The organism is Xanthomonas sp. NCPPB 901 (genome assembly GCF_056725085.1).
This window is the reverse complement of record NZ_CM161511.1, coordinates 3,512,337-3,535,737: the sequence shown is the minus strand read 5'-3', so window position 1 is coordinate 3,535,737 and position 23,401 is coordinate 3,512,337. Positions and strand designations below refer to the sequence as shown.

Sequence of the window (23,401 nt, the reverse complement as noted above, 5' to 3'; positions counted from 1 at the left end):
CGTTCTAGGTGCAGGGAAGGGCATCGCCTAACGGCCGCCCTGAAACTTGAAGGTGAAGCGAGCGGATGCGGCGGTCGCGCTGGCAATTGGCACGGGTGTGGCGTCCACCAGCGTCAACATGCCATCGGCAACAGGGACCGGGACGCCCAGCGTGAGGTCCATCTCCTTGGACCAGCCGCCGCCAAGCACGGTCACCCTGACGACCAGCCGGCCGGCCTGGATGCATTGAACGTCGGCAGGGCAGCGGCTGTCCTCGATGACGCGATCGGGGCGCACCCTGGGGCCATCCACCGCCGCAGTCTCTCCCAGGCCAACAGGGCCTTCGATGGGCTGGTTCGCGACCGGACCACCCGCCGCGCACCCGGCAAGTGATATCGCCATCAGCGCTGCAAGTAGCTTCACTCTCATCCAAGAGGCAGGGACAGCTTTTCGTTGTTCGATTCGCATGTCTGGGGCGGCTCCGAAGATGGCCTGAGTGTCCCACAGCTCTGCAATCCGCTGCTGAGATGCGCACCAGAGACTGCCGAACTTGAATGCTGTGGGCATGAGCACTCTCAGTGAGCGGACGCTCACGGCAACGCACGCCAGACCCTGGGCAACGTTGCACGCAGGCAGCACTCAAGTCCCCCTATGCTTTTCAATCGCCGGCAGTGCAGTCGCACATCATTGCTCTCCACCCGCGCTGGGCCTCTTGAAGGGAATCCTAGCTTCGCTGTCCCGACCGCAAGGGCGAGCCTCCTCCTCGACGCTGACGCTCTGTTGCGGCCCTCCGCTGCGCGCCGCTGCCGCGGTGCTCACTCCCGGGTGCGGTCGAGCCTAACGCTCCGCCTGCCGGTTCCCACGAGGCGCACAACGCGCTGGTGGAGAAGAACCGATGAAGCGCACCACCCAGGACCGCACGGCTCAATACCAACTCCCGATGGACGAGGAGGGCATTTTGCTCGCCGCCGCTACCATCTTGGAGCGTCGCCTTCAGCGGCAAGGCCGGATCCACAATCCCATCCACGCCGGGAGCTACCTGGTCGCCCGTTGTGCCCACCTGCCGCACGAAGTGTTCGGCGTCGTCTTCCTTGACACCAAGCACCACATCCTGGCCACCGAGCACCTCTTCAACGGCACCATCGACGGCTGCGAAGTCCACAGCCGAGTCGTCGCCAAGCGTGCCCTGGACCTCAACGCTGCCGCCGTCATCCTCTTCCATAACCATCCCAGCGGGAATCCCGAGCCGAGCGACGCCGACCGCCAGGTCACCGAGCGCCTGAAGCAAGCGCTTTGCCTCTTCGACATTCGAGTCCTCGACCACCTGATCATCGGCGGCCACCAGCACACCAGCCTGGCAAGCAGGGGGTGGGCCTAGCCCGCCCCTTCACCTCTCTTGTCTGCCGGGGCTAGACTGCCAAGGAAGATCTACATCCATGGAGCAGGAATGAAAGCGTTTCACGTGCGAGGGATTGTCTGGGAGACCGATGGCAAGCGTCCTGCGTTGCCGGATGAAGCCAGGGTCGAATGCGAGAGCGAAGAGGGGATCGCTGATGCCTTGAGCGACGCATACGGTTGGCTGGTGAGCGAGTTCCTTGTCGTAGAGGAGACCGGCGGCGACCACACCAGTAACGTGCGTCGGGATTGAAGGGTTGGCGAGTTGGTCGGCGCCCGTTTCCCGCTTCCGCTAAAGTGTCGGACCGTGTTTGAACTGGCGCTCGCCACCTGAGCGTGCGCTTAGAGGAAGTCGTTGTTGATGGCGTTGAAGGGTCTGTTGGTTCTGTCTTTGGCTTTTGCTTCGGTTCCTGGCGTGGCAGCAGAGTTGGTCGGCCGCGCGACCGTCACGGACGGCGATACCCTCACCGTGGCGAAGCAGCGCATCCGCCTGTGGGGCATCGATGCCCCAGAAAGCACCCAGCAATGCACCACCAAGGACGGACGCTTCTGGCCCTGTGGTCGGCGGTCCGCCGCCGCGCTGGACGGCTACGTGCTGGACAAAACCGTTCGCTGCCAACCCAAGGACACCGACCGCTATGGCCGGGTGGTCGCGGAGTGCTTCGTCCAAGGGCAGTCCGTCAACCGCTGGATGGTGTGCTCAGGCTGGGCCGTCGCATATCGCCAATACGCCACGGCGTTCATCGCGGACGAAGCCGGCGCGCGCCAGCAGAGGCGTAATCTCTGGCAAGGGCCTTTCCAGATGCCCGCCGACTACCGGCGCGGCAAGCGTGAGCAGGCCGCACGCCATGCCAAGGTCGCCACGCCACCCATGCCCCGCGGATGCCGCATCAAGGGCAATATCTCCCGTCATGGCAAGAAGATCTACCACGTGCCCGGACAGCGGGACTACGAGCGGACCAGCATTGATCTGAGCCGTGGCGAGCGCATGTTCTGCAGCCCGGAGGAGGCCGTGCGCGCAGGGTGGCAGCCAGCAAAGCGCTGAAGTGTTTTTGTCTGCCAAAGCACCGAGCGGCGGCCGTAGACTCTGACGCGGTGAGGGAGAGGTTATGTCTCCGTGGGAGTCCGGCGGCCAGAAGAGCAAAGTCTGAAGAGGCGAATGTCATCAAGCAGAGCCGGGCGGGACAGCAGTAACCAGAAATGAGTCAACAGCAAGAACACAAGTTCAAATATGTTCTTGCTAGTCGTTTTGAAATCGAACATCTAGATAAACTGGGGGCGGCGTCATGTGGGTTTGCGAAGGCTCAAGAATCGACTGGACCGCTGTGGCCGCCATAATCGCATTAGCCATATGGATGGTTGATGGTTGGCGCCGTCGCGGCGAACGCGCCGCCACTCGCCGCGTTCTTGCTCAAATAATGACTACGCCAGTTGGTTTGGCACAAATCGAAATTGCTCACTTCAGGACGCTGGTTATGCCATCGACGGAAGACCAGTCGATAGTCTTGGAGCTTATGAATAGCGGAGAGAAGCGTAGAGAGTTTGCAAATAAGGCCCTTCAGGTCAAATTTGAACTCCCTACGCAGTTCCTTGATAAGGTCGATGTTTTTGGGCAGCGCACCTCAAACAGGCTGGCTTGGGCCTTTTCCCAGACAACTCGATTGCATACCATGTGGAGGCTTTTCGCAGAAACATCCGATCAGGTTGATGATGACGAGATGGGGGCAAGACTAAAGCACGCCCTTGTTCAGATACAAGAGACTGAGCAGGCTATTGGTGAGGCTTTCAATGCCGTCCTGACAGATGGTCGAGCATCAGCCTGGATTTGACTATTTTCAATGAATTGCGACAGTATTTTTTGGAAATATGAAACATGCCAATTTCGTTTTATTTCGACGGCGATGATGTTGTTTGGACGCAGCGTTTTGAGTCGCCAGCCGTTTACCTCGATACGTGTGGCATTCGGGAGATTGCGCGGAACGAAGAACTCGCCACCCGCTTCGCAGAGGGTCTCAAGGTGCGCGGTGGCACTTGGCTGTTATCGTCTTTATCAATGAGCGAATTCGCGCACTTCTCCGATCCTCGGCACGTTGAGCAGGCGGAACGTTTTTTTGCTCAGGTAGTGCCCCACGTTTACTTCTTTTGGAACGATCCAGATGATGCGCGAGCCCGTGGGGAAGCAACAGATCTCGCCAAGCGCACGATACCACCGGCCGATCGCCGGAATATGGATTACTTCTCCCGCAGGTGGGCGCATACACAATCGCTTGTCGGAACCTTTAGTGGAGTCTTCCAGTTGGTCCACGAACGCCGAGCGGAGATGGCTAAAGTTCTGGACGAAATCGCGGACAGTTTAGTCGAGGCTCTAGCACAAAAACGGAGCCTCCCTGCCTACCGGAGTCGAGCAAAGGCGGCGCATCCTGATGATGGCCGTAGCCGACAGAAGATCATCTTCGGAGAACTTCTGCGGTCTGTAGTGCTCGACCCTAAGGCGAGATTTACACGCAACGACGCCATCGACCTCATGCATACAGTGGATGCGGTGGACTACTGCGATATTGTGTTATTGGACACGGCATGGGCAAAAAGAGTTCAGGCTCTTCGCGGCCGTATTGCACAGTGGAGGATCACAATGCCTTTGGCTCAAGGCTTTTCCGTTGGTAAGGATGGGGTTTCGCAATTTTTATCTTCGCTGGAGAAGTGGTCTAGCTACCGAGCTTAAGCTAGCTTCATTGGGCTCGGGTTTTATTGCTAGTTAGCTATTTTTATTTTTGGGTCGCCAAAGTGAATTTAGATAATCGTGAATTGGCATTGGCGATTTGGCTCTCAATTGCGCTGTTTTGGGGGCTTGGACGTAAAGACATCAGTCGCGCATTACTAGGATTGATTCGTGCTTTATTTAAGCGCAGTTTGGTTATAATTTTTTCTATCTTATTTTTTTATATTTCTTTGATTGTTTTAGCGCTTTGGCATATGGGTTGGTGGAGGGTTGATAATATTAAAACTACCTTTATTTGGGCTTTCGGTTCGGCATGCTTAGCTGTTTTTAATGTAAATAGAGTTGAGGGTGAAAAGAATTTCTTTCGCCGCGGTCTTGGGGAAATCGTAGGTGTTGCGGTGGTGATCGACTTTCTGACCGCTGCCGACACTTTTCCTCTTTGGGTGGAAATGCTCATTCTCGGAAGCGCTTTTTTTCTAGCTTCTATAAATGTGGTAAGTGCCAAAGATCCTTCTCTTAGGGGCGCGCATCGTGCAACAAAGTTTCTTCTGACCTCGCTTGGCCTTATAATGCTTGGGAAGTCGATTTTTCATATCGCATCTAATTTCGGCGACTTCGCAAGTGTTAATACCGCTCGAGAGTTTTTCTTGCCAATTGTCCTAGGCTTATTACTGTTGCCCTTTCTGTTTATGCTCAATGCTTACATGGTGGCTGAAAGTGTATTGGGCGTGTTCAAGCATCGAAGTAAAGACCCCAAGCTAACTATGCGTGCTGGCGTGAAGCTTCTTAGAAATATGGGGCTTGATATGTCAGGGTGGCGGCAGTGGCAACATCATGTGGGCAGGTTTCCGCCCGGGAGCCTTGCCGAAGTGGACGAATCGATCTTAGAAATCAAGAGGGCTCGACGACGTCAGCGAAATCCATATCGCGTCCAACCTGTGATCGGCTGGCTGCCAGACGCAGCGATAGGTTTCCTTGCCCAACAAGGCTTGCAAACTCGGTCCTACTATCGGGACTACGAGGATCAATGGCGCGCTGCGTCAGCGATGGTCAAGTTAGGCTCGGGCATCGTGACTAACAATGTAGTCTACTATTTAACTGGGGATGAGTTCACCGTCAAGGAGCTGCGGTTGCAACTCAATGTCAATCAGCCTGAGGATCGAGAAAGTGCGAAGGATGTTTTTGCTGCGCTATGCAACTGTCTCCTAAGAAAAGCTCTTCCTTTTGTTTTTACCTATGACGATTACTTTGAGATTGAAACTGAACGAACTGTAGCCTGTGGTGGCCACATGGTGAGCTTAACGCTCTCTGAGTGGTCAGGTGGGATCAAAGGAGGCTTTTCTTTGACTTTTGTGATTGCAGTGCCTGAGAGCGGCCATTCGTAAATCGGTCGTATGGCTTTTGCTAAGCTAAGACAAGGATTTTTGGTTCTCGGCCATCTTGTTCGCGTCGATCTTCGTCATGTTTTTCTATCGGTGTCTTGCGAGCCCGAATGTCGCCACAACTTAGCTGATATATTTATGTGAGCCCAGCGCGGTGATTAGGTTCAGTAGCGCGGCATAGGAGCTCATGGCTTGCTCCAGTGTGCTGCCTTCTTCGCCGTATCTCACAGCCGGTGAAGTCTTTAAGGTAGAAAGATATTTCTCGTCAATACGAATTTGAAGCTTCTCCTGTAGAAGGGTGCCGAGATGGACGTGATCATGTCCTTTCCCGGCATTTGTTGGATATGTGTGCCCAGCCTCCGCTAAAAAGCCTTTCAGTAACTTCTCCGCACACTGAGCTGCTTCCCACCGGGCTTTACCATACTCCCTTCCACTGGCAATGGCGTCGACGCTATGCCGGTAATCCGCGCGTGCCTCTGTGAAGAGACTATGTCCGTTGAGCGAGTTCAGAGTCATAATTGCTTGCCAACCGTATACGAAGCAATGTAGGAAAAGAGCAAGCTCTTGGTCCGTTAGCTTGTTTGCCATCGCTTGGGTCAGACCTTCCACCGAGCACAAAACATTGTGGATTGCTGGCCCCCTTCCTACAGTCTCTTGGCGACAAAGCGAAAGGTCTCGATCAACGACGCATCTCCCTTCTCCAAACAGCTTTGGAAGTCGAATTCTCCATAGGACGCCCTTGGCGATGACTAGGAGGGTTCCAGGCGACATGTTGACCTTCATGGCGTCACCGAAGTGCTCGGAATACCAATCATGAACACGGGCTAGGAGATCAACCGGTTCGAAGGGCGCTCCCCGGTCTTTGGAGCCTCCAATCATAGGTGTTCCACCAAGTTTCAATGTCCAGGACACTTGCATGGAGGCCATGATTGCGCGGCGTGCAGGCTCAATGCCCTTCGATGACAGCCTGTCGTCAAGTGACGTCATCATCGCGTCGAACTCAGCCTCATTTGTAGGGCGATTGGGCCACTTCCATTCGTTTAGCTGATCCTTCCTGGACTGCGTCATATAGCACCAGTTAGCTGATCTAGAGAGCCAGTATAGGCGAACCCGCGGAGACCTTTGTCAAGCGACCGACATAGGCGAATTCGCCAGTAGCGCACTCGGATGCCCAGGCGTTTGGCCTCAATGCTTCGAGCAATCGCGCTGCCGCTGCTATTCGAGAGCACGACGGTGCGTCGCCCACGCATTTGGGGGTTGATATCCGCTCGCAGCTGCCGTAGAAGTTGCTATCGTCAATTAGGCCGTGGTGGAAGGTGTATGTGCTACAGATGCCAAGGCAAGTCACGAAAGACAATCGAGACGGAAGAGGATTACAACATCTACAGGGGCAAAGTGGATGGGGTGACTTGGGAGCATGTGGAATACTCAGAGGAAGCGGATTGCCAGCAAAGGAAGCTGCAGGACACGACGGCGGCTGCTAAAAGCGCTGCATTGTCCAGCGAGGATAGAAGGCTTTGAAGCTTTTCATCGCCTTAGTTCCCCTGAATGGTTAAGAGCCCCATCACTGTTGATCGCCTCATCCTCGTGGAACAGAGGACTGAACATAGCGAGCGGGTTTCACACACTGCGGTCGAGTGATCCACTTTCGAGGGCGTGTTGCAGGGCAACTGCAACCTGGGTAGCGGCATAGACCCAATCGTCGTCTTCGACATATGGATCCTCTTCCGACTCTTCCTTACCTCCATGGAATAGGTTGTTGCGGACCTGGCGCATGGCTTCCACCAGCGCGACTGCATCCGAGTCGGCATCCAAGGGGCAGGGCCTGAAGCGGGCGACTAAACGGCCGTCCTCATCCACGATCTTTTGTTTCATCGGGCGCTCGTTGCGTCGACCAAGGAGGCGTTGGCGGGCCCATCCGGGAACCTCTTCCACAAAGGTATCGCCCAGCTGTCGAACGCGCTCTTCCACCCTGCGCCAGGCCACGTCGGGCGTCGGTTTGCCGCCCCTGCCTTTCCGAAAGAAGTCTCCATGCCGACGGAGCTGGAACTCCAGCTTGCTCACTGCTTTGAGAAGATCGTAGGCGAGGTCTTGGCGAACAGGCATGCGAGCATCGTATCCGAGCACAGGGGGATCTACATAGCCACCCGCCGCTGCTAAGGTCAATGTGCCGCCAAGAAGGTGACCTAAAAGAGGAGGATTGAATGCGTTTGAACAAGATCTGTTGGGGCTGGAGTAAAGCGGCTGCTATCGCGTGCGTCACTGCCGCTATGTGGTTGCCCTCATTGGCCTGGGCCCAAGGCCCAACCGGAGTCGGTGCCTTTCAGATTGGGCTGACGAAAGCGCAAGTCATCGCACTCCCGAAGAGCGGTGTGCATTTGGCGTCGCCAATGGTCGATGTGGCACGGAACCCGTTAGAAAACACGACAGCGGGGAAGGAGCAGGTCACCACAACGGTGGTGACTCCGTGGCGCAGCGAGCCCTTGGAATCGTCGCTCACCTTCGAAGGCGGCAAGCTCGCCTTGATCACGTTGCGGTGGCGTAACGACGACATGCTGATGACCACAGTGGTCGCCCAGATCTCCGAGAAGTTTGGCCCCCCGAAGGAATCGGATGAGCGGCACGTGGAGAGTTGTCCAACCTACGCTGGTGCATCCAAGCAAGTCAGCAGCGGGATGGTTACCCGTTCCTGGAAGCAAACCAAGGGCAAGATGATAGTCGTCACGGGCGCAAGCACTCTGACCAATGACAGCTGCTTCGGAAGAAGGGAGGGCAAGGAACCATCGACAATCAACATGCTGCTGATTTCTGCTGTTGATAACGTAGAGAACCCGTTTTAACCAAGGATAGGAAATGAAGTTGAAAAAATTCTTCTCCATGTTACTTGAAATCCTTCGGCAGGCTCCCCCCTACCTATTTTTGCCTGCGTCAGTTGCGGTTGTAGCCGTAGACACGGCTCATCAGCACTTTTTTCCAGTGCGATTCCCGGTTATCGACTTCGCCGGGCGCCGACTGAAGATCCATGATTTCCAACAAAGAGAATCGCAGGTCGTCCTGTCGCTCGGTGGCCTTGACGCCCAGCTCTTGCACTAGCGCTTTGTTATGGCCGTGGCCCGTGTTGGCATAGGTGCTCCAACGGCCCCAGATGCCGGATTCACCATCGGCCTTGCCGACGTAGAGCTTGCCGGTCTTAGTGTCGGTGATGAGGTAGATGCCCTTCACCTCTGAAAGCGCGGTCTTCCACGACTCGGTCTCGTGCTTGACCAGCAGGTTCAAGTCTTGCTTCTTGATGTCCACCAGCTTGTAACCGGGGAAGCGCCCCAGGCTCAATTTCTCCGGCAGCAACTCTGTCACGGTGAGGTCACCTATCAAATATTCGCCGGTCAGGTAAGTCTGCCGGGACTTGTAGACGCTGGAACAGAACAGCCGTCCTTCCAGGGGCTCGGTGGCGGCAACACGCTCCAGGTCGTAATAGAAGCCGCCCTTGGGCTTGTCGTCGTGTAGGGTATGGCCGACCTGCCGGAACAAGCCGGCGAACATCCAGCGCGTGGTAGCACCGTCTTGGATGAGGCTCACCACAAGCGAGCGGTTGAAGTTGTTGCCGTTCTGCCAGCGCTGCCACTCGTCGAACTCCCCGCGCTTGTAGACATCAATGGGGTGATCAATAGCGTTGTAACGGGCCAGGTGGACCTTGGCCTGGTTTGGATCGAACGAAGGCTCGTGGAGCTGGATGAGGTCATACAGAAGCATGCGCAATCCCTGGCGGCAGTGTGGACCACCATCTTCTCACTGCTAGCCGCTTTTGGACTAGAGACTGGAAGGCATCTGAGAATGGGGCGGGCCCAGCCCCTTACTGTGGGTAAAGGTCCGGGCAACTGGGCGAGTCCTGGGGCCTGACATATCTTTTTGTATGATCAATGTTGCTTCCCAAAGGATGGACCGATGGCGTTTGACTGGACCAAGCTTCCGCTCGCCAATACCCCCTGGCGCATCCAGGTCGTAGCCGACATCCTTGCAATACTGATTCGCCGGGCGAAGGAAGGGCGTCCCATCTTCTATGGGGAGTTGGCCGAGCAGTTGGAGCGCGAGTTCGGGCACGAGCCCAAGGCCCGCAAGACGGTCTACGGCCCTGCCGTCGGCGCGGTGGGCCTTGCCATTGAGCAGTTGGGGTCGTTGCCGCAGTGGCGGGGGGAGCGCATCCCGCCGATCAACACAATCGTGGTGAGTAAAAGCACGGGCTACTCCAGCACGGGCGCCGACGAGATTGCCCACTACTTCTTCGAGGACAACGGCGCCGGCATGGCCGCCGGCCGCAAGGCCTACCTCGATGCCGCCATGAACGCGGTTTACCACTTCGACAAGTGGGACCAGATCGCCGCGGCGCTCGGGGTGGCCCGGCTGGAACCCGCGTCCGGGGAACTGGAGGCCGATAAGGGCGACGTGCTGCCTTTGCCCAAGATTCAAGCGGGCAGCGGCGATGAAAGCCCAGAGCACAAGGCCCTCAAGCGTTGGGTGAGCGAGCACCCCGAAGAAATGGCCGATTTCGGCATCTTCAAGTCAGGCCAGAACGAGGCTGTGTTGAGCAGCGGGGATCGGCTGGACGTGCTGTTCGCCAACGGCAGACAGCGCTTGGCGGCGGAGGTGAAGACCAGCAAGTGTTCGGAGGACGAACTCATGCGAGGGGTTTTCCAATGTGTCAAATACCGCGCCATCCTAAGGGCCGAGCAACTGGCCACCCGCCAGGTCCCCAATGGCGAGGCCGTCCTGATCTGCCCACGGTCTCCAACCAGGGCGACTAAAGCGCTCATCAAGCGGCTCAACGTGAGCTTTCATCGGGTGCCAGTGGGCGCCGAAAAGGGTAGTTAGCAGTGACAAGCGTGGAAGAGTTGGATCTGCGAATCCAACAGATCGATGGGTGGATTCGGGCATTGACCATTGAGGTTAATTTCCTTGATGAGCGCGTTCATCTGGTCAAGCCGCTGGTCCAGGACACGGAAGTGCAAGCGGCGATGCGGGCAAAGTTGGACGGGACATTAGGGGTGGAGCTATGGAAGCAACTTACCCCCTTACTTGGACAGGACTACATCCGTGAGCTGGCCAGATTGTTTCTGGACAAGGGTGAGAAGACCGGAAGCCTCACAAACATCTGGCGAAAGTTGAAGGTGCCAGGTGTTCGCGAGCGATACCGAGTTACCTATGCCCACATGGATGACTACTACCACGACAGGCCGATGGATGGTTTTAGCCAAGAAGCCAAAGACGAGTCGCGTCAGCAAGATCGTGAAAAGAACTTGGCTCATTTCGACAAGGAATGGTCGAGGCTTTCAGAGACGATGGCAGAGCTAAACAGCGATTTTATGGCTGACAGTATCAGGGCCTTTCGTGACAAGCGACATGCTCATTGGGAGATGCAGCCGCTGGAAAAAGAGCCAGCACCTTTCGATATCAGCGTGCTGGGCCTCACCTACGACGGCGTCTTCGCATTCGGCAATAGATGTGAACAAATCCTTGCAGACCTCTGCAAGCTGCTCAATTATCTAGACTGGGAGCCCTCAGAATTCAGCGATATGAGCGTAGAACAGGGGAAGGCGCTGTGGATGACTTTGGCTAAGTGATGCCTTGGCGCGGATGCGATTTTTCGTCACTGCCTTTAAGGTCTTGTCCAATCCTTGGTTCCTAGATCTTCTAGAGATTAGGGCCGATGGCTCGTCGTCGAAACGGCGCAAGGGGTTGGTCGCGCTGCCTTGCGAAGGATTTCCATTGTGGCGTAGCTGACAGACAGGGCGGATACCATGAGCGTAACGAACGCTAGAATGCGGAACTTCTGCTTCCAAATCGGTTGGCTGTCTATCGCCAAGCGCTCGCGGGAGAAAATCAGGACGCCGGAAATCAGCAGCATGAGGCCTACCGTGGTGCAAGCAAGGGCGCCGATGATGCGTAGAAGGATTGCCAGATCACTTGCGGCAACTGTGGTGCCGGCGCCCATAACGGCCGCCCCGAGGGTCCAGGATCCTATAAGCTCCTTCATGTCCTTCAATGTTTTGAAGAACCGCTCGTCTCGTTGTTCACGGGTTTCGAATGCATCCTTCGTAGAAGACATGTGCGCAAGCCATAGCTGAAACGCATATTCCACCACCTAAGACCAAGCGAAGGCCACGGTCAATGAGTCAACTTGCGAAGTATTCCTCTCTTTTGTCTCTCGGATCTTACGTTTTTGAGGCGCGGGTGCGCCTGGGTGAATCAACTACTGAAATGAAATCGAGATTGTTAGAGCGGAGAGGCAGATAGGACCCATCTAACTGGTTCGCGCGAATGGTCTCAATCGTTGATGCTTCTTCTCTTGGTTTTGCCGGGCTCTCAGTGCGCCGTCTCGCTGCTTCCGAGCGTGCTCAATCGGCGTGCACCTAACTCGCTCGCACGCGTGCGAACCGCTTGCTCTTGGCGCGAGTCCAGATGTTGCAGCAGGACTCCAACCAGTTCCGCGTCGTCCAGTGCCTGGGCACCGGTCAGGAAAACCAGGCCCGCCACGTGCTGCCGCCGCTTCGCTTCTTCCCGCCTCGCCACTTCCTTGGCCTTCGATTCGCGGCGCTTGTTCGCTAAAAGTTCCTGCGCTTGCAGCTGAGCCAGTCGTTCCGTGGCTCGGGCAATGCGGTCGTGGTAGTGGCTTGTAGCAGTCATGCGTTTCTCCGGTGGTGGCCTCTTCTTTGAGTCAATCACAGAAAAGCACCCCGTCAAGTTTCGAGTGGTCTCGAAATTTGAAGGCTTCAAAAGTCGTTCGACACTGAAAAAAACTGCATAAAAGAAATAAGCAAGAGCGCACCTAGGTGTCACTGCGTGACACGTGCGCAAAGGGCTTCGCCCCTTGAACCCCAAGCGCCGGCGGCGCTTGCGCAAATCAAAAGCCAAGGCATAAACGAAGCAACCCCACTGCTTCGGAGCAACACCTCATGGCCATCTACCACGCCAACGTAAAGACCTTCAGCCGCGCCAAGGGACATTCGTCCATCGCGGCGGCCGCCTACCGCGCTGGCCTGCTTCTCGAAGACGAGAAGACCGGGCAGCGCCACGACTACCGCCGGCGGGACGGCGTGGTCGAAACCCGCTGCGTCGCCCCCGAGGATGCGCCCGACTGGGCCCTGGTCCCGGCCGAGCTCTGGCCGGCGGTGGAGGCGGCCGAGCGGCGCAAGGACGCCACGATCGCGCGCGAGTTTGAGTTCGCGTTGCCCCACGAACTCGACGAGGCGCAGCGATCGGCGCTGGCCATGGAGGTCACCCGTGCGCTGGTCAGTCGCTACGGGTTCGCGGCCCAAGCCAGCATCCACAGCCCAGGCAGCAAAGACGGCTTGAACTGGCACGTCCACGTCTTGGCAACGACGCGGCGCATGGGGCCGGACGGTTTCACGGACAAAACCAAGGAGCTGGACGGCGGACCATCGGGACGTGTTGAGGTGCAATGGGTACGCGAACTCATCGCCTCCACCATCAACGCCCATCTTCAAAGGGCGGCGCTCGAGATTCGCGTGGACCATCGCCGTTTGGAAGCACAAGCCAATGACGCCCTGGCCCGCGGTGATCTGGTCGCCGCGGCCGTGCTCTCGCGGGAGCCGACCGAGCACGTGGGCAAAAACGCGACCGCCATGGCTCGACGAGGCCAGGCGTCCGAGCGCGTCGAGGCGAACCGTCGGATAGAGGAGCGCAACGAAGAGACTTTCCAAAAACTCGTCTTTAGCTTTGAAAACGAGGGGCGAGCCATGGAAGTGCCCGACAGCCACAGCCACGAAAAGGCTCAACGGGAGGCCCGCCGTCCTCCGGTCATGCTGCCCCTGTCGCTGGGCCGCGGGGCAGGGCACATCGGGGTCTCTCGCAACATGGGGCCCATCGCCCAACGGCTGGGGTTGCTGGAGGAGACCCCTCCCGGGGCGCCACGCCCGGAGCCGGTGCCCATCCCGGCGCTCGTTGCCGAGTTGAGCCAGGAGTGGGGAGCACTGCGCCACGAGGCAGTGACGCGGGCGCTCCACGCCACCCGCCAGCTCTTGGCCTGGGCGGCCGAGCGCGCCGCGGCGTTCGCCGAGCACGCCCGGTTCCGCTCGGACCTGCTGGAGCTGGCCCGGCGGTTGCGCGGATTAAAGACCAGCCTGACCCGGTTTGCACGACGCCTGCAGGCCGAGCAACGCGCCTCCAGGCTCCGCCATCTGGCGGAGCGGTCCTGGGAGGACTTCACCGTCAACAATCCGCAGCCTGGCACCTCTTGGACGGAGCAGGATTGGAAGCAACGGCGCGCGTGGCGCTTGAGCACCTTGGAGAAGCGGACGGCCGAACTGCTCGAAGCGCGGGCCCGGGTCACCCCGGAGCAACAGGCCTTTTGCGAAAAGGACGCGGCAGAGAGTGGCCGCCTCCTGGAGGCCTGGAGCCAGGAGATGCTCGGGCGCTATCCCCTCGAGCTCGACCGACCGTTGGTCTTTGGAGTACAGGAGGCTCAACCGGCTGCGCTCGAAGACCTGCCGACCCTGGGCCTTGAACCGAGTGGCCCCCGACCACCGCGCCCCCGCCTCCACTGAAACAACGGTGCCCCGCTTGCGGGGCACTTTGTTGTTGGGGCGGCGGTGGCGGATCAGTGGAGCGTCGGCTTCTTCTTGTTCGCCACCGGGTCGGGAGCCGCCTTGCGCCGGCGGTTCTTCCGCCACTCTTCGACGGACGGGATATCGCGCACCACGACCGCTTCCCGGGTGCGGATCTCTTGCAGGCGCTGTGCTTGCGACGGGGAGGGGGGCGCTGGTGGTGGCAGGGTCGGAGCCGGCGTGGGTGGGACGTAGTCGTGCGCCGGAGGCGCAGAGGAGCCGCCTCGGTATTGGCGCATCATTTCCGCGGCCACCTCCAGGGCGTGCCGGATGTCGTCGACGCGGTCGGGCAAGCGGCAATGCCGCTCTTGGCAAAGGAGCCCGCTGATGAGGCGGCTGGCGATTTGAAGCGTGAGTTCGGACTGCATAGATGCTCCTTGGAGCCTGTGGGGGAGCCCTCATCCAAGCACCAAGTCGCTATACCGCAAGTGCAAATTTCAGAGCTATTTCACAAATATAAATAGGCGGCGCAAAGTTGGCTTTGCGCTGTCCTGTGATGCCTAGAAGGAGTCAACGAGTGGCCAAATTGGTGATCGGCTCTGCTCCGATCCGAGAAGGCTTTGGTCTTCAACTTCGTGAGACCCCTTAATGTCGGCGCAAAGCAAATCGACAGATGCTTGTCGGGTCCTTCACCAATGAACACGCCGCGCAAAGTGGGATTACTTTTGCTCAGGTGATGATGGCTGGCTCTTCTTCTGCTTTTTAGGACGTGGAGGGATCAGAATCCCAATCTGACCAATCGGCGGCTCGAAGAAACTTCTCCTAAGAAACTGCTCAAGAACCCGTAGCAGTGCTGCTAGCTGCTGGTCATCAGGACTCCATCCCCGATGGGCGGCAGCATTACCTGCATTTACCGCCACTTGCATGTGTTCGGCCTCTACCTTTCCTAGTCTTCCATCCTGAACTAGCTGTTCAATCTTTTGGCTGAGATCTAGGCTCTCATCGACTCCGAGTAAGAATGTTGCCCTATCAAAGGCAGTCCGGAGGCCGATGGCCGTGAGGACATTCAAGTCATTAGTTTTGGCGACATAAATTTCATGAATAACTTGTGAGAGGACGCTGTCCTTCCGATAGAGCTCCCATGTCCAATCTGGCTTCTCTGACTTTGGCTCCGGAGGCGGGTATACGGAAGTTCGCCTTGGACAGTACATCTCATCCTGGCCGGTTTCCGGATCAAACTTGACATCCCAATCTTCTGAGTGCCAGCTTTCAACCTTGTAAAAAATCGTCTCGCACCCGCGGCAGCGGAGGAGCTGGTGATTTGCGCCTCCCCATATAGGGTATTCCGGATGGGAATCGTCTTCGCTCTTCTCATCTAGCTCATGCAGAAGGTCACAGGAGCGTTGTCCCACGCAACGCGGACAGGCAGCTCGCACAATCTTCTCTTCACTCATGTCGCTGCTTCCGGGCTAATGTGATTGGGTCTAGTGATAGCCCTACGGCGTCGCCTTGGTGGAGGGAGGGTGCTTCGCAACTTCTTTGCCTCTGCTTTCAAGCTTGTTCCACGTTCGTGGTCAAGATTTCCGATGTTCTCAAGCTGACCAACTAGGCCCCGCCTCACCTTGACGCTGGCGCCGATGCTCTTTGCCTCAGTCCGCGCCTCGTGCATCTCCTTATGCTTCTTGTTGGGGGCTCGGCTGATGCCGTGGCGAAACGCTCGTCCTGTAACGACTTTGGCGCTGTCCTTCTGAAACAACTTCGCCTTCTCAACTTTTGAGCTAAAACCGAATTTTCTAAGCAACCGATCTAGCCACTGGATATCGCCGTGTCCGACGGTATTGCCAGTGATTGCCACATCATCCACGTAGAGCGTGAATGTGCCTCCCAGAGTGGCGACGCGATCGGCGATCATATCGAACATGTCACGGCAGGCCCAAAACGAGATGAGCACGCTGGCATGGGAGCCAGTTGCTAATTTTCCCTTGTAGCAGACCAAGTCAGCCATCGCATCCGCCACATCCCCGGGGCATTCGAAGACATTTCTGAAAAGCCTAAAGACACGTTGACGCGTGATGCTTGGGTAGAAGTCGGAGACATCCACCGTTACGGTTGCACCTTCCGCCCGCATGTGGCTCTCAGAGTTGGAGAGGTGGGAGCGCTTTGGAATCCCTGAGTGAAGATAGTCGGGCACGCGGACCTGCTTTAGCAGCACGTTAAGTCGCTTCTGAAGCGGCTTAACGACCTCAGAGGGCGCTTGAATCAGGCGTTCTTTCTTGGTTCGAGGATGAATTCGAGGGAACTCGGTGAAGTTGTCAGGCCGTTTGCACAGAGCTCGGAGCGCGCTTGGTGAGCCTTCCCATTGAAGCAACCTTGCGAGCGCCTTCAGCGTGGGTAGACGAAAGAAAGCTGATGACGTGACTTCATATCGATTCGCGCTTTTCCGTGGAAGGCTCATGTTGGGTATCCAGTGTCCATTCCAGAACTTTCATCAATCTCTTAGCATTTTTCTGTCGTCGCTCCGAGGGTCCTTCGATGGCTTCGGCGAAGCTCAGGAAGGTTGAGGCGGGCACGTCGAAGACCTCTGCAAACTTCTGAAGAAGCTCCACCGAAGCGGCCTTCTTCCCAGACTCGATTTCCGAAAGGTGTGAGCGAGATATGCCTAGGCGTTCCGCTAGCTCACCTTGCTGCATACGGTGAACCTCGCGGACCGTTTTTAAAGCCTTGTGGAGCATTTCCTCTCTTCCTGCATGGGTAGATAAAAAGGAGGGTGCTACTGATAGGTCTTAGGGTCCGAACTTCCCGCGCCGCGCTCAACGATCAAAGTGGTCATACACCTTCCACACGATCATTAAGAGCCGGAACAACCAAGGGCCGCAAAAAACCCGTTTGAACCATTTCAGTAGCAGCTGGCGCTTATCATCTTTCCTTTCAACAGGTGAAGCCATGTTGGTTTCCTCGATGCACCTCCCCGGGGTGGAGAGGCTCCGTTGCTACATCGAGAATGGGGAAACGCCAGTTACTACCCTCCTCCAATCTATGGCTGCGAGCCGTTGCCGCAGCCACCTGACCCTTCCCGATAGTCCCGACCGTTGCCGGCCGTCGACGTCGCTCGGGGTGTTTTGGGCTGTTCGCCCTCGAGTAGTTGCCTACTCACACCATGGCACGGATTGTTGCTCCCCGCGATGACGGAGTCAGAGTAGCAGCCATTCAGTCAAGTGTCGCTTAGAGCGACATTATGTCGTCAATTTTGTTCAGCGTTTGCTCATTTTGGCTGTTGCGGCTGTGTTGCGATTAGGAGTGCCTCAATCACCGGTGAAGCTGTAAGCCTTGCTGCACAAGGATTTCAGTGCATATGATCCCCCGCACCCGTTCTGCTTCATCAGCGGGGTGTGTTCGGGGACTTTCTCTGAGGTCATGGCGCCTTCGTGCGGACGTGCGGGGGCGACGGCGCCTGGCGCGCGCCGCCGGTGCGACAGGGCATGGGCGGCGGGCCGCCCGTGGGGGAGGCAAGTTTAGTGGATTGGGGTTGCGCCTGGTCGGGTACGGCGATGTGGCGGCTGGGCGCGGCTCGCGGACGTGATCGCTGGACGAAGGGCGGTCAGGCGTTTCTCGCGTTTGTTCAGTGGGTGACGTGCGAAGTTTGGGAGCTTCTTTGCCTGATTCCATTTTGCTATCCGTTCGGAACGTGCTCGGCAATCGAAGCGCGCCATTGCTCGCCTTTACTCACCCATGTGGCGTGGCTAGACTGCCGAATCGGGGAGGTCGGCGGGCAAGCCGCTGGCCGGTGGGTGTCGACTCAGGGGGATAACGATGTTCAAGCGACTGTGCTTGGCCTTAGGGCTGAGTGTGTTCTGTGCGTCTTCGATGGCCCGCGACAATGCGTTGCCGTTGCCATTGGCGCCCGACATGCCGGTCGAGGTGGAACTCACCCAGCAGGAACTGGCGATCGATGTCTCGTCGACGGCGATGCAGATGGGGATGCAGTTCGGGCTGGTCGGTGCGCTCATCGGGACTGCCGTGCAGAACTCGCAGAACAAGAACGCCGAAGCCGCCGTGCTGCCGTTGCGCAACATGATGGTTGGATACGACTTCGAAACGCCGTTGATGGGATCCCTGCAACGCCGGCTGCCGGGCTCGGGAATCGCCGATCGCCCTGTGCTCACTATCGTTCACGCACCTTGGCAGGCACGGCAGGATCTGGACGCCATGCCGAAGCATGTGTTGGTCATCAGGCCGCGTTACGCCATGGGCGATGCGATGGGTACGGCCTATGTTCTACTCAACGTGGCGATCGAAGATCGCGAGATAAAGAACGGAAAGGTCAAGACCAGGTTCCTGTTCTCGCGCCCTTATGCCGTTCGCTCCAGTTTCCAGTTTCCCACCCCTGGCGAAAGCAAGCCTTGGCTCGAGTTGGGGGCAGCCCGGATGGGCGGGCTGATCGATCAATCGATCGACCAGGCCGTTGCCATGATGGTCTACGATTTTTCTGCAGAAGGTCGCCAGCAATGGGGCCAGAAGATCAAGGGAAAGTCGGACATTGCCGGGCGTAGCGTGTCTGGCCGCATCGAGCGGCGCGACGGGGGCGTGGTGTGGGTGCGTGCTGGCAACCCGCGCTTCCAGGCCATCACCGGATACCAGTCATTGCGTTCCGACTATCAGCCGGCAGCGTTGACGGCGGCCATTCCGAATCCGTCGCTTGCCGCCGAAGCAGCGGCATCACACGCAATCGCGCCGACTCCGAGCGCTGAAGCGTCCATCGTACAAGTCGCCGCCGTGTCGCCCAACGATCCGACTCCGAGCGTGGTCGCGTCCGCCGCGGTCGACACATCTGCCCGCCCAGCGCAGGCGCCTGCAGAGACGTCGGTGCCCACGGTGCCGAGCCACCGCAAGACCTTCTGGGAAACATACAGGCCCAAGGATCCACCGACTCCCCAAGGCCAAGCGACCCATCCCTGATGGTCCGCATCGCCGTTTCGCTCAGCCTGCTGCTGTCGTTATGTGGGTGTGCCGCCCGCATGGAACGCACGCAGGTGCTGCATCTGCCAACGACGGTCGATTCCGGTCTGCGCTGTCCTTACCGACTGGGACAAATCGTCGATGCGCGATCGACCACAGAGGTGGGAATGCTTGGAAACCACACGTATGTATTCCCCGACATCGCTGCCAGCGTCCGTGAGGCACTGGGTTCGCTGGGCTGGTCGCGCGTTGCCGATGCGCCATCGGTGACAATCGCCGTTCAGAAGCTCTATCTGAATGCCTTGCCCGCAACCGTAACCGGGGTGGCGGCATTCGAGATTCGGCCTCAGGGGGCGGCGGCGTTCGTCGTGCGCGGGCAGTCGGCCAGGGTCAACTGGAACTCATCCACGTCCGATGCGTTGGGGATTCTGGGCGCAGCGGTCGGCGATGCGCGCATGCAGCTCGTGACGCGACTCAACGCCGGTTGCCGCAACCCGACTGCCACCGGACCCTGACAAGGCTGCGAACGCCGCCTTGTCGAATCCCAAGAGCGCGCAGAGGCCCCCATCGCTTACGGATGCCAGATGGGGGGGCTGGGATCGGAGGAGGCTGTTGCTGTTCGGACCGCCTGGCATCAGCCTCGACCTCAGGACTGACGCGTCGCTGGGACATCTACGCTTACGCCACGAACGGCCGCGACCGCGCGCGTTCCACCGGCAGTGCCAGCCGCGCTGAGGCCAGCCCCGGCGCCGCGGCCTCCAACGTCAGCGTGCCCGCTGTGCGCGTGGTCTGCAGCAGCGCCATGCACAGGCCGTTGAAGGCGCGGCGCTGGTCGGCCTTGTCGCTTTCGTGGCTGGACGGGTCGCCGTTGCCCACGCCGATCAGGCGGCCGGGGCCGTGGACGGCGAAGCGCACGTTGTCGCTGGCGGTGGGCACGAGGCGGCCATGTGCGTCGACGATCTCGACCGCGACCACGGCCACGTCCTCCGCATCAGCCAACAGGGTGGGGCGCTCGCAGCGCAGGCGTACCGCGGCCGGGGCGCCGACGGTCTCGCGGATCTGGGTCAGCACCTGCTTGCCATCACGGTAGCCGCGCGCTTCGATGCGGCCGGGCGCGTAGCGCACGCGCCACTCGACGTGGCCGTAGGCCGGCACCTGCTGCAGGCCCTGGCTGACGCCGTTGACCAGCAGTTCCACCGCGTCCAGGTTGCTGTGGCACCACACGTCGATCATGCCGTTGTCGCGCGCCTCCAGCAGGCCGTCCCAGTTCCAGTGCGGGAACAGGTGCAGTACCGGCGCGGCGGTCCATTGCGCGCGGTAGTACCAGTAGTTGTCCTTGGGGAAGCCGCAACTGTCGAGGATGCCGAACTGCGAGGCCACGTTCGGCCAGCGGTTGTACGGGGTCGGCTCGCCGCGGTAGTCGAAGCCGGTCCAGACGAAGCCGCCGGCGATGTACGGGCGCTGCGCGACATAGCTCCACCAGGCCTCGGCGCTGCTCGCCCACCACGGGTAGTCGAGGTCGTAGGCGCGGGCGTAGCCGCGCACGTCGTCGGTGCGGTAGTTGCCGCGCACGCCGACGGTGCTGCCGGTCTCGCTGCCGTAGACCGGGATCTGCGGATGGCGCGCATGGAAGGCGTCCATCTGCGTGGTGCGGTAGTTGAAGCCGACCACGTCCACGACCTGGCCGACGCCGTCGTCGAAGCCCTTGTCCATGGCGAAGGTGGTGGGGCGGGTCGGGTCCAGGCGTCGGATCAGGCGCTGCATGCGCGCAACGATGCGCGCGCCGCGCGCGGTGACCATCTGCGGCTCCTCGTTGCCCAGCGACCACAGCATCACGCAGGGATGGTTGCGGCCGCGCCGCACCATCGACGTCAGTTCGGCCATGGCCTCGTCGTCGGAGGACATGCGCCGGGTCTCGTCGATCAGCAGCAGGCCCAGCCGGTCGCACAGCTCCAGCACTGCCGGCGAGGCCGGGTTGTGCGCGCTGCGGTAGGCGTTGCAGCCCATCGACTTGAGCTGGCGCAGGCGCCATTCGTGCAGGCGGTCGGGAATGGCGGTGCCGACGCCGGCATGGTCCTGGTGGTTGTTGGTGCCGTGCAGCTTGTACGCCGCGCCGTTGAGCAGCAGGCCGCGCTGCGGGTCGAACTGCAGGCGGCGCACGCCGAAGTGCGTGGTGGTCGCGTCGCAGGTGCGGCCATCGCCGAGCACGCGCGTGGACAGTGTGTAGCGCTGCGGGTTCTCTGGCGACCACGGCAGCGGCGTGCCCAGGTCCAGGGTCTGCTGCACATGCTGCACCACGCCCGCTTCGACCGTGACCGGTGCGGAGCTGGCCTGGGCGACGATGCGCCCGTCCGGCGCGCGGATCACCGACACCACGCTGCATTGGCGCGGTTCGGCGCCGCTGTTGCCGAGTTCGGTCTCCACCAGCGCCTGCGCGTCGCCGCCGTCCCAGACGCTGCGCACGTAGACGCCGTCCATCGGCACGTGCAGCGCGTCGGTGGTGCGCAGCCAGACGTGGCGGTAGATGCCGGCGCCTTCGTAGAACCAGCCTTCGCCGAGCGTGGCGTCCACGCGCACCGCGATGATGTTCCTGGCGCCGTAGTCGAGTACGTCGCTGAGGTCGACCTCGAAGCCGCAGTAGCCGCTGCCGTTGCGGCCGACGATGTGGCCGTTGCAGAACACCAGGCAGTCGCGGAACACGCCGTCGAATTCCAGACTGATCCGCTTGCCCAGGTCCTCGGCCGGGATCTCCAGCACGCGCCGGTACCAGCCGATGCTGGTCTGCGGATCGGTGCGGCCCAGCGGCGTGTAGCCGTGCGCGGCGGCCGGGTCTTCGCCATTGACCAGGGTGGAGGTCGGGTCCTGGCGCGGCGGCAGCGCCACCGCCCAGTCGTGCGGCAGGTCGATGCGCTCCCAGTCGCTGTCGTCGAAGGCGAGCAGGGCGGCGTCGGCGGTGTCCTTGCCGGCCTTGGCGTAGGTGCGCTGGAAGGTGCCGAAATGGAAGTCGCGCGCCGGGTCGTCGGCGTGGCCGAGGTGGAAACGCCAGCCGCCATCGCACAGCAGGCGCTGGCGCGGTGCGTCGTCGTCCAGGTCCAGCGGCAGTGGCGGCATGGCGTTGTCGCTGGCAGGCGCAGCCGCGAGCGCGGCCGGCGCCAGGGCCGCAGCGGCACCGGGCACCGCCACCTGCACGCCGCCGGCGACCAGCGAGCGCAGCAGGTCGCGTCGGCTCAGTTCGATCATGGCCGCGGGTCCTGCGCGGGCGCGGCAGAGGTGCCCGCGGCCGTAGCCGGGGCCGGCCTGTAGGCGTGCTGCATGAAGCCGATGCCGGGTAGCAGTTCGTTGCCGTGGCGGAAATCGAAGAAGCTGGCGTTCTCCCATGAGGAGCCGACGCCCCAGCGGGTCTTGCAGGTATTGCTGGTCCAGGCCGGTTCCCAGTACACGACGCCGCTGCCGCCGTTGTCGACCACCAGTTGGGTGAGGTCCACCAGATATTTCAACTGGCCCTGCGGCGTGGCCGGGTAGCCCGGGATCAGCGAATCGGCGCCGAGCAGGTTGGGCGAGGGGTCGCCGCTTTCCAGCGTCCACGGGTAGGCGGTCTCCACCACCATCACCTCGGCCGGGTAGTGCTGGCGCAGGCGCTTGATGGTGGCGCCGAGCTGGTCCATGGTCTCGCGCGACCACTTGCGGTAGTAGCTGATGCCGATGAAGTCGAAGTCGCGCACGCCGGCCTTGGCCGCGGCGGCGAACCACGGCTCCACGTGCTCCGGCTGGGCGATGTGCAGCATCACCTTCGGCTTGATCGACGAGCGTGCGCCGGCGTCGCGCACCGCCTGGATGCCGGCGTTGAACAGCTTGGCGTTGCGGCGCCAGTCGATCGGCCGGCGCTTGTCCCAGGGTTGGCTGTCCATCAGGTCGGAGTTGCTCTCGTTGCCTACCTGCACCAGTTCCGGCATCAGCCCGGCGCGGTCCAGCGCGCTCAGCGTGTCGTAGGTGAAGCCGTACAGCGTGCGCGCCAGTTCGTCCTGGTCGGTGATGCTGGCCCAGGCCTTGGGGATCAGTTGCTTGTCGCCGTCGGCCCAGTCGTCGGAGTAGTGGAAGTCCAGCAGCACCTGCATGCCCTGCGCGCGCGCGCGGCGGATGGTCTTCTTGACGTCGCTCAGGTCGCTGTAGCGGGTCCAGCGCGCATCGTTCCACAGGCGCACGCGCACCAGGTTGGCGCCGTGCGTGTGGAACAGTTCGAACGGGTCGCGCACCGTGCCGTGGTCGCGGTACTGCACGCCGCAATCCTCCATCTCGTTGACGTAGGACAGGTCGGCGCCGAGGTACAGCGTGCCGGCGCCGGCCATGGGCGTGGCGAGGGCGGCGGCGAGGGCCAGCGCGAGCGCCGGCAGCCAGGTGCGTTTGGATCGCAT

Annotated in this window: 24 protein-coding genes; 12 read left to right on the top strand and 12 right to left on the bottom strand. The window is 59.9% G+C overall.

The window, feature by feature from the left end; translation table 11 throughout:
- Positions 1–27: 27 nt before the first annotated feature.
- Complete coding sequence (locus AC1PME_RS14790; protein ID WP_481098126.1) at positions 28–408, bottom strand: hypothetical protein; 381 nt, start codon at positions 406–408, stop codon at positions 28–30.
- Between the two features lie 466 nt (positions 409–874).
- On the opposite strand from AC1PME_RS14790, the gene AC1PME_RS14785 reads away from it, so the two are divergent.
- From AC1PME_RS14785 to AC1PME_RS14760, 6 genes are all read left to right on the top strand, one after another.
- The gene (locus AC1PME_RS14785; RefSeq protein ID WP_267122979.1) at positions 875–1,357 is read left to right on the top strand and encodes a JAB domain-containing protein; all 483 of its coding nucleotides are present in this window, start codon (positions 875–877) and stop codon (positions 1,355–1,357) included.
- A 69-nt stretch (positions 1,358–1,426) separates the two neighbouring features.
- Positions 1,427–1,627, top strand: a complete 201-nt coding sequence (locus AC1PME_RS14780; RefSeq protein WP_481096272.1) for a hypothetical protein — start codon at positions 1,427–1,429, stop codon at positions 1,625–1,627.
- 108 nt (positions 1,628–1,735) lie between these two features.
- Positions 1,736–2,419 (top strand): thermonuclease family protein, encoded by a 684-nt coding sequence (locus AC1PME_RS14775; protein WP_481096271.1) that lies wholly within the window; start codon positions 1,736–1,738, stop codon positions 2,417–2,419.
- Between the two features lie 310 nt (positions 2,420–2,729).
- Complete coding sequence (locus AC1PME_RS14770; protein WP_481096270.1) at positions 2,730–3,203, top strand: hypothetical protein; 474 nt, start codon at positions 2,730–2,732, stop codon at positions 3,201–3,203.
- Between the two features lie 44 nt (positions 3,204–3,247).
- The gene (locus AC1PME_RS14765) at positions 3,248–4,096 is read left to right on the top strand and encodes a hypothetical protein (protein ID WP_481096269.1); all 849 of its coding nucleotides are present in this window, start codon (positions 3,248–3,250) and stop codon (positions 4,094–4,096) included.
- 26 nt (positions 4,097–4,122) lie between these two features.
- Positions 4,123–5,478 (top strand): hypothetical protein, encoded by a 1,356-nt coding sequence (locus AC1PME_RS14760; protein ID WP_481096268.1) that lies wholly within the window; start codon positions 4,123–4,125, stop codon positions 5,476–5,478.
- Between the two features lie 120 nt (positions 5,479–5,598).
- Here AC1PME_RS14760 and AC1PME_RS14755 read toward each other — a convergent pair whose 3' ends face one another.
- Both AC1PME_RS14755 and AC1PME_RS14750 read right to left on the bottom strand, forming a co-directional pair.
- A complete protein-coding gene (locus AC1PME_RS14755) occupies positions 5,599–6,543 on the bottom strand; it encodes a HEPN domain-containing protein (RefSeq protein WP_481096267.1) in 945 nt (314 codons plus the stop codon).
- Between the two features lie 552 nt (positions 6,544–7,095).
- Positions 7,096–7,581: a hypothetical protein gene (locus AC1PME_RS14750; RefSeq protein ID WP_267122985.1), complete on the bottom strand. Its 486-nt coding sequence runs from the start codon at positions 7,579–7,581 to the stop codon at positions 7,096–7,098.
- 98 nt (positions 7,582–7,679) lie between these two features.
- Between AC1PME_RS14750 and AC1PME_RS14745 the strand changes: the two genes are divergently transcribed.
- The gene (locus AC1PME_RS14745) at positions 7,680–8,315 is read left to right on the top strand and encodes a hypothetical protein (RefSeq protein ID WP_481096266.1); all 636 of its coding nucleotides are present in this window, start codon (positions 7,680–7,682) and stop codon (positions 8,313–8,315) included.
- 88 nt (positions 8,316–8,403) lie between these two features.
- Here AC1PME_RS14745 and AC1PME_RS14740 read toward each other — a convergent pair whose 3' ends face one another.
- Positions 8,404–9,225, bottom strand: a complete 822-nt coding sequence (locus tag AC1PME_RS14740; RefSeq protein ID WP_481096265.1) for a GIY-YIG nuclease family protein — start codon at positions 9,223–9,225, stop codon at positions 8,404–8,406.
- 192 nt (positions 9,226–9,417) lie between these two features.
- Between AC1PME_RS14740 and AC1PME_RS14735 the strand changes: the two genes are divergently transcribed.
- Entirely contained in the window at positions 9,418–10,341 is a 924-nt protein-coding gene (locus AC1PME_RS14735; RefSeq protein ID WP_481096264.1) for a hypothetical protein, read from the top strand.
- Between the two features lie 11 nt (positions 10,342–10,352).
- On the top strand, positions 10,353–11,090 hold the full coding sequence (locus AC1PME_RS14730; RefSeq protein ID WP_481096263.1) for an AbiU2 domain-containing protein: 738 nt from the start codon (positions 10,353–10,355) through the stop codon (positions 11,088–11,090).
- A gap of 77 nt (positions 11,091–11,167) precedes the next feature.
- Here the strand turns inward: AC1PME_RS14730 and AC1PME_RS14725 are convergent, their stop codons facing one another.
- Both AC1PME_RS14725 and traD read right to left on the bottom strand, forming a co-directional pair.
- Positions 11,168–11,575 carry a hypothetical protein gene (locus AC1PME_RS14725; RefSeq protein ID WP_481096262.1) on the bottom strand — a complete coding sequence of 136 codons (408 nt, stop codon included), beginning with the start codon at positions 11,573–11,575 and terminating at the stop codon, positions 11,168–11,170.
- 257 nt (positions 11,576–11,832) lie between these two features.
- Positions 11,833–12,153: a conjugal transfer protein TraD gene (traD, locus tag AC1PME_RS14720; protein WP_267122991.1), complete on the bottom strand. Its 321-nt coding sequence runs from the start codon at positions 12,151–12,153 to the stop codon at positions 11,833–11,835.
- A gap of 269 nt (positions 12,154–12,422) precedes the next feature.
- Here traD and AC1PME_RS14715 point away from each other — a divergent pair, with 269 nt between their 5' ends.
- A complete protein-coding gene (locus AC1PME_RS14715) occupies positions 12,423–14,033 on the top strand; it encodes a MobA/MobL family protein (protein WP_481096261.1) in 1,611 nt (536 codons plus the stop codon).
- 53 nt (positions 14,034–14,086) lie between these two features.
- On the opposite strand, the gene AC1PME_RS14710 is transcribed toward AC1PME_RS14715, so the two are convergent.
- The 4 genes from AC1PME_RS14710 to AC1PME_RS14695 form a co-directional block, all read right to left on the bottom strand.
- On the bottom strand, positions 14,087–14,461 hold the full coding sequence (locus tag AC1PME_RS14710) for a hypothetical protein (protein WP_481096260.1): 375 nt from the start codon (positions 14,459–14,461) through the stop codon (positions 14,087–14,089).
- A gap of 291 nt (positions 14,462–14,752) precedes the next feature.
- Complete coding sequence (locus AC1PME_RS14705; RefSeq protein ID WP_481096259.1) at positions 14,753–15,487, bottom strand: DUF4145 domain-containing protein; 735 nt, start codon at positions 15,485–15,487, stop codon at positions 14,753–14,755.
- Positions 15,484–16,488 carry a reverse transcriptase family protein gene (locus AC1PME_RS14700; RefSeq protein ID WP_481096258.1) on the bottom strand — a complete coding sequence of 335 codons (1,005 nt, stop codon included), beginning with the start codon at positions 16,486–16,488 and terminating at the stop codon, positions 15,484–15,486. Before AC1PME_RS14700 ends, AC1PME_RS14705 begins: the two co-directional genes overlap by 4 nt.
- Positions 16,454–16,765, bottom strand: a complete 312-nt coding sequence (locus AC1PME_RS14695) for a helix-turn-helix domain-containing protein (RefSeq protein ID WP_481096257.1) — start codon at positions 16,763–16,765, stop codon at positions 16,454–16,456. Before AC1PME_RS14695 ends, AC1PME_RS14700 begins: the two co-directional genes overlap by 35 nt.
- A gap of 1,078 nt (positions 16,766–17,843) precedes the next feature.
- Here AC1PME_RS14695 and AC1PME_RS14690 point away from each other — a divergent pair.
- Together AC1PME_RS14690 and AC1PME_RS14685 are read left to right on the top strand one after the other, a co-directional pair.
- Positions 17,844–18,989: a hypothetical protein gene (locus AC1PME_RS14690; RefSeq protein WP_481096256.1), complete on the top strand. Its 1,146-nt coding sequence runs from the start codon at positions 17,844–17,846 to the stop codon at positions 18,987–18,989.
- On the top strand, positions 18,989–19,504 hold the full coding sequence (locus AC1PME_RS14685; protein ID WP_481096255.1) for a hypothetical protein: 516 nt from the start codon (positions 18,989–18,991) through the stop codon (positions 19,502–19,504). The genes AC1PME_RS14690 and AC1PME_RS14685 overlap by 1 nt, the downstream gene beginning before the upstream one ends.
- Before the next feature lie 163 nt (positions 19,505–19,667).
- Here the strand turns inward: AC1PME_RS14685 and galA are convergent, their stop codons facing one another.
- Both galA and AC1PME_RS14675 read right to left on the bottom strand, forming a co-directional pair.
- Complete coding sequence (gene galA, locus AC1PME_RS14680) at positions 19,668–22,229, bottom strand: beta-galactosidase GalA (protein ID WP_481096254.1); 2,562 nt, start codon at positions 22,227–22,229, stop codon at positions 19,668–19,670.
- Entirely contained in the window at positions 22,226–23,401 is a 1,176-nt protein-coding gene (locus AC1PME_RS14675) for a glycoside hydrolase family 53 protein (RefSeq protein WP_481096253.1), read from the bottom strand. The genes galA and AC1PME_RS14675 overlap by 4 nt, the downstream gene beginning before the upstream one ends.